This is a genomic window from Streptomyces sp. NPDC029014 (genome assembly GCF_055564695.1).
The window spans coordinates 22,806-29,120 of sequence record NZ_JBVHVT010000064.1 but is presented as its reverse complement, the minus strand read 5'-3'; the positions used below and the strand labels follow the sequence as shown (position 1 = coordinate 29,120).

Sequence of the window (6,315 nt, the reverse complement as noted above, 5' to 3'; positions counted from 1 at the left end):
CTGGAGTACGAGTTCGACGCCGGGTGACCGTGCGGCCGCCCGCTCACGCGTCCCTTCGGATGATGACGCTGTGTCACGGGGGCGACGTCGCGGGCCGCCGACCGGCGTTGTGGGAGCTTGAGCGGTGTGCCGGTCCGTGTCGACCCGGGAGCGGAGGCGCCGACGCCGTGATGCCCGCACTTCCCCGAAGCCTTGCCGCGGCGGCCGCCGCGACCGCCCTGGCCGTGCTCCTCGCCGCCTGCCAGGGCGGCGCCGGCCCCGGGCAGCAGCCTCCCCCGGCGCCGCCTTCGGGCACGGAGCAGCCCGCCGTCCCCGAACCGGAGAACACCGTGTTCCTGGGGAAGAGCGCCGCCCACTCCAGGCCGATCAACGTACCTGCCGCGCCCGTGGGCAAGCCTGCGACCCGGGACCTCGCCATTTCCAACCCCGAACGCGAACCCAAGACCGTCCGCACGTTGTCGGCGACCACCGACAACGGGGACGCCACGATCAAGCAGGACCACTGCTCCGGCGTCGAGCTGCCGCCCGGGGGGAAGTGCACGGTCACGCTCCAACACGTCGCCGCCGCGCCGGGCGGCTACAGCGGGCAGCTCACCGCCGAGACCACCGACGGCGAGGTCATCACCGTCGGGATCACCGGGAGGGCGGTCGGCGCCGCGCCCACCCGCGGCGACTCCGAAGAACCCCCGAGCCCGAACCTGACGGTCGAGGACACGCCCACTGAGGACACGCCCACTGAGACCACGCCCACTGAGACCACGCCCACAGGGGACACGTCCACCGGAGGCACGTCCACGTCCACGGAGGGCACGTCCACGGAGGGCACGTCCACCGTGGTCACGCCCCCCGTCGACACGTCCCCCGAGGTCACGGACTGATCTCCACCCGAACGGTGTCGTCGTCGGGCAGTGCCAGGACGACCGGTGCCCCATCGGACACGGCGTAGGAGACGAGGTAGTAACGGGACGGCGACTTCGTGAGGAGCCGGAAGCCGCGGTACTGGTAGCGGTACGGCGCGCCGCCGGCGCCCCTGTCTTCGACGACGATGGCGTCGAGGTGGTGAGGGAAGCGGACCTTCGAGTGGACCACCACTCTGGGGCTGGTCACGTAGTCCTCGGCCGCGAGACGGCCGGCATCGGCCGAACCTGCTTGGGCCGCGTACCGGGCCATGGCGAAGAACAGGCTCATGGCGAGCAGCCCGATGAGCAGGGCACCGCCCACGAGCCACAACCGGTCGCCCGTGCGGGCCCCTCCGTCGAACTCGTCGCCCCGGTCCCGACCGAGATGCATCTGGACGGCGAAGAACGCCAGAGTGGCACCCAGCGCCACGACCAGGCAGGGCAGCAGATTGCCCACCCATCCGCCTGGGAGGCGCGGCAGCCGCTCCTCCATGAAGAAGGCCGGGAACCCCGCCAGCACGAGCAGCAGGCCGACGGCGAGCAGGAATCCAGTCACCCAGCGGCGCACCGCCTCCCTGCCCGGCAGGGCCAGGGCCCGGCCCACCGAGCCCAGCACCAGCAGCACGACCAGTCCGCAGATCAGCAGTAGCCACAGGGGGAAGAAGACCGCTTCCGGGCTCTTGACCACGTATGCCTGGACGGAGAGCTGCAGATCGCTCGCAGGGATTCCGAAGTATGCGTAGTACGCCTCGGTGTACGTGCTGCCGAAGTAGTAGAGGAGACCGAGCACGACGGTCGCCGGCGCCGTGACGTACGCGGCCTTCTCCAGGAATGATGCCGAACCCGAGGCCGAAGCCGAAGGCGGCACCGGCGACCCCCGGGCCGGCTCCGGTCCCGGCGGCTGCTCCTGCGGCTCGGGCATGCGCCCAGTCTCCGCGGGGGCGACCCGGCCTGCACGCGGGCCGCGCCGCCCGGCTGAACCGCCGCCCCGCCACCGCCAGCCGCCAGCCGCCAGCCGCCCGCGGCCGCCACCCGCCGCCAGCCGCCCGCGCCCCGCCACCGGCCGCCCCCGCCGCCTCCCGCGCCCCCGTCCCCCCATCGGCCCCGCCCCGCGTGCGGCCGAGGTGACATATCCGCACCCTCAAGATGTTGCGGCGGGATGAAATCCGCCGGTCGGGGCGTTGGGGGAGGCGGCAGCGACGGACGGACGGGGAGGCAGAACGTGGCGGCGGCGCAGACAGCGGCAAGGACGGCACAGACGGCCGGCGAGGGGCCGGGAGAGCACGGCGGGCCAGCGCGGCAGGGCTGGGCCAGGCGGCTGGCCGCCTACACCTGGCGCTACAAGGCCAACGTGCTGCTGGCACTCGGCTCATCGCTCGGCGGCATGGCCGTCATGGCCTTCGTCCCGCTCGTCACGAAGGTCATCATCGACGACGTCATCGGGGATCAGACCAGGCCGATGGCCCCCTGGGCGGGGCTGCTCATCGGCGCCGCGGTCCTCGTCTACGCGTTCACGTACGTACGCCGCTACTACGGCGGGCGCCTCGCCCTCGACGTGCAGCACGACCTGCGCACCGACATGTACGGCACCATCGCCCGCCTCGACGGCCGCCGCCAGGACGAGCTGTCCACCGGCCAGGTCGTCGGCCGGGCCACGAGCGACCTCCAGCTGATCCAGGGCCTGCTCTTCATGCTGCCGATGACCGTCGGCAACTTCCTGCTCTTCGGCATATCCCTGGCCGTCATGCTGTGGCTCTCGCCGCTGCTGACGCTCGTCGCACTGCTGATGGCGCCCGCCCTCTGGCTCATCGCGGACCGCAGCCGCAAGAAACTGTTCCCCGCCACCTGGTGGGCCCAGGGCCAGGCCGCGGCCGTCGCCTCGGTCGTCGACGGGGCCGTGACCGGCGTCCGCGTCGTCAAGGGCTTCGGCCAGGAGGACCAGGAGACCGCCAAGCTGCGCGACGCCGGCCGCGGGCTGTTCGCCGGGCGGCTGCGGAGCATACGCCTGAACTCCCGCTACACCCCCGCCCTCCAGGCGGTGCCCGCCCTCGCCCAGGTCGCCATGCTGGCCCTCGGCGGCTGGCTGGCCACCAACGGGCAGGTCACCCTCGGCACCTTCGTCGCCTTCTCCACCTACCTCGCCCAGCTCGTCGGCCCCGTCCGCATGCTCGCCATGGTCCTCACCGTCGGCCAGCAGGCCCGGGCCGGCGTGGAGCGGGTGTTCGAGCTGATCGACACCGAGCCCACCATCCAGGACGGCACCCGGGAGCTGCCCGCCGACGCCCCCGCCACCGTCGAGTTCGACGACGTCGTCTTCGGCTACGACCCCGAGCGGCCCGTCCTCGACGGCTTCTCCCTCACCGTCGCCGCCGGCGAGACCGTCGCCGTCGTCGGCGCCTCCGGCTCCGGCAAGTCCACCGTCTCGCTCCTCCTGCCCCGCTTCTACGACGCCGACGGCGGCACCGTCCGCGTCGGCGGCCACGACGTCCGCGAGCTCACGTACGACTCGCTGCGCGCCGCGATCGGCCTCGTACCGGAAGATTCGTTCCTCTTCTCCGACACCATCCGCGCCAACATCGCCTTCGGCCACCCGGAGGCCACCGAGGACCAGGTCCGGGCCGCCGCCCGCGCCGCCCAGGCCGAGGCCTTCATCGAGCGCCTGCCCGCCGGGTACGACACCAAGGTCGGCGAGCAGGGCCTGACCCTGTCGGGCGGCCAGCGCCAGCGCGTCGCGCTCGCCCGCGCCATCCTCACCGACCCCCGGCTGCTGCTCCTCGACGACGCCACCTCGGCCGTCGACGCCCGCGTCGAGCACGAGATCCACGAGGCGCTGCGCGCCGTCATGGCGGGCCGCACCACCCTCCTCATCGCCCACCGCCGCTCCACGCTCGCGCTGGCCGACCGGATCGCCGTACTCGACCGCGGCCGGCTCGCCGACATCGGTACGCACGAGGAGCTGGAGCACCGCTCCGCGCTGTACCGGCGGCTCCTGACCGACGCGGACGCGCTCGGCGCCGCCTCGCCGCGCACGCCCGAGGCCCCGGCGGCCACCATGGACGAGTTCGAGCGGGACTTCGAGCAGGACATCGAGGTCGAGGCCGAGATCGACGCCGAGCCGGTCAACGCCAAGCGGCGGGTCGTCGACGGGGTGACCCCCGAGCTGTGGCGCCGCGAGGGCAACGACACCAGGGCGGCCGCCTCCTCCGGAACCACCTCCTCCGGAACCGCTTCCTCCGGGGCCACCTCCGCGCCCGGGGCGCCCTCCGCGCCCCCCGCCCCCGCCGCGGGCCCCCCGCACTCCATGGCCGGGGCCGTCGCCGGCATGCCGGCCACCCCCGAGCTCCTCGCCAAGGTGGCGGCCCTGCCGCCCGCCGACGACGAGCCGGACGTCGACGAGACGCGCGCCGCGGCCGCCGAGGACAGCTACAACCTGCGCCGCCTGCTGCGCGGCTTCTGGGCGCCGCTCGCCGTCAGCCTCGGCCTGGTCGCCGTCGACGCGGGCGCCGGGCTGCTGCTGCCCGTCCTGATCCGGCACGGCATCGACAAGGGCGTCGAGCAGGCCGCGCTCGGGGCCGTCTGGGCGGCGTCCCTGCTCGCCCTCGCGGTGGTCCTCGGCCAGTGGGCGGCCCAGTTCGCCGAGACCCGCATGACGGGCCGCACCGGCGAGCGCGTGCTGTACGCCCTCCGCGTCAAGATCTTCGCCCAGCTCCAGCGCCTCGGCCTCGACTACTACGAGCGCGAGCTGACCGGCAAGATCATGACCCGGATGACCACCGACGTGGACTCGCTGTCGTCGTTCCTGCAGACCGGCCTCGTCACCGCCGTCGTCTCCGTCTTCACCTTCCTCGGCATCCTCGTCGCCCTGCTCGTCCTCGACGTCGAGCTCGCGCTGATCGTCTTCGCCACCCTGCCGGTGCTGGTCGTCGGCACCATCGTGTTCCGCCGCAAGTCGGTCGCCGCGTACGAGCTCGCCCGCGACCGGGTCAGCCTGGTCAACGCGGACCTCCAGGAGTCCGTCTCCGGGCTCCGCATCGTCCAGGCCTTCCGCCGCCAGGGCTCCGGCGCCGTTCGCTTCGCGGAGCGCAGCGACGCGTACCGCGAGGCGCGGGTGCGCGGCCAGTGGCTGATATCCGTCTACTTCCCGTTCGTGCAGCTGCTGTCCTCGGCCGCGGCGGCGGCCGTCCTGGTCGTCGGTGCGGGCCGGGTCGAGGCGGGCACGCTCACCACCGGCGCGCTGGTGGCGTACCTGCTGTACATCGACCTGTTCTTCGCCCCCGTCCAGCAGCTCTCGCAGGTCTTCGACGGGTACCAGCAGGCGACCGTCTCCCTCGGCCGGATCCAGCAACTGCTGCGGGAGCCGACCACCACCCCGCTGCCCGCCGACCCGCGCGGGGTGCGGGAGCTGCGCGGCGAGATCGCCTTCGAGGACGTGCACTTCGCGTACGGGACCGCCGAGGAGCACGGCGAGAAGGGCAGCGAGGCCCTGGCCGGAATCAGCCTGCGGATACCGGCGGGCCAGACCGTCGCGTTCGTCGGCGAGACCGGGGCGGGCAAGTCCACGCTGGTGAAGCTGGTCGCCCGGTTCTACGACCCGACCGGCGGCCGGGTCACCGCCGACGGCACCGATCTGCGCGACTTCGACCTGACGGCGTTCCGCCGTCGGCTCGGGGTGGTCCCGCAGGAGCCGTACCTCTTCGCCGGGACGGTGCGCGACGCGATCGCGTACGGGCGGCCCGACGCGAGCGACGCGGAGGTCGAGGCGGCCGCCCGCGCGGTCGGCGCCCACGACATGATCGCCACGCTCGACGGCGGCTACCTGCACACCGTCGCCGAACGCGGCCGCAACCTCTCGGCCGGGCAGCGCCAGCTGATCGCCCTGGCCCGTGCGGAACTCGTCGACCCGGACGTGCTGCTGCTCGACGAGGCCACGGCCGCCCTCGACCTGGCCACCGAGGCGCAGGTCAACCAGGCCACGGACCGGCTCGCCGGCAAGCGCACCACCCTGGTGGTGGCGCACCGGCTGACCACGGCCGCGCGCGCCGACCGGGTCGTGGTCATGGACCGCGGCCGGGTGGTGGAGGACGGCACCCACGCCGAGCTCCTGGCCCGCGACGGCCGGTACGCCGTGCTGTGGCGGACGTTCGTCGGCGAGGACGAGCACGCCGCGGCCTGAGGCGTTTCGGCATTCCCACCCCAGGCCCCCCGGATCTTGCAGGGTGCAACCTTCCGGGGGGTCTGCGCGTCGTACGGACGTACGTATGACGCACATAAGTACGCCCAATTGACCGGGGGGCACTGTGGTACGCGGAGGAAAGCGGGGCGGCCGGGGGGCCGTCCGCGCGGGGGTGTCGACGGCGGTGCTCGCGCTCTGCCTGGGGGGACTGTTGGGGGCGCCGCCGGCCCGGGCCGCCGGGGG

At 73.7% G+C, this 6,315-nt stretch carries 3 protein-coding genes; 2 read left to right on the top strand and 1 reads right to left on the bottom strand.

The window, feature by feature from the left end; translation table 11 throughout:
* Positions 1–170: 170 nt before the first annotated feature.
* On the top strand, positions 171–878 hold the full coding sequence (locus ACZ4VL_RS29130) for a hypothetical protein (RefSeq protein WP_468205632.1): 708 nt from the start codon (positions 171–173) through the stop codon (positions 876–878).
* On the opposite strand, the gene ACZ4VL_RS29125 is transcribed toward ACZ4VL_RS29130, so the two are convergent.
* Positions 868–1,821 (bottom strand): hypothetical protein, encoded by a 954-nt coding sequence (locus tag ACZ4VL_RS29125; protein WP_468205629.1) that lies wholly within the window; start codon positions 1,819–1,821, stop codon positions 868–870. The two genes, ACZ4VL_RS29130 and ACZ4VL_RS29125, sit on opposite strands and share 11 nt — an antisense overlap.
* 396 nt (positions 1,822–2,217) lie before the next feature.
* Between ACZ4VL_RS29125 and ACZ4VL_RS29120 the strand changes: the two genes are divergently transcribed.
* Positions 2,218–6,072, top strand: coding sequence for an ABC transporter ATP-binding protein (locus ACZ4VL_RS29120; protein WP_468205688.1), 3,855 nt, complete (start codon positions 2,218–2,220; stop codon positions 6,070–6,072).
* Positions 6,073–6,315: the final 243 nt, after the last annotated feature.

Bases quoted from the DNA above. Each gene is read 5' to 3' on its own strand.
- ACZ4VL_RS29130 (WP_468205632.1), top strand. From the start codon at position 171: ATGCCCGCACTTCCCCGAAGCCTTGCCGCGGCGGCCGCCGCGACCGCC.
- ACZ4VL_RS29125 (WP_468205629.1), bottom strand. From the start codon at position 1,821: ATGCCCGAGCCGCAGGAGCAGCCGCCGGGACCGGAGCCGGCCCGGGGG.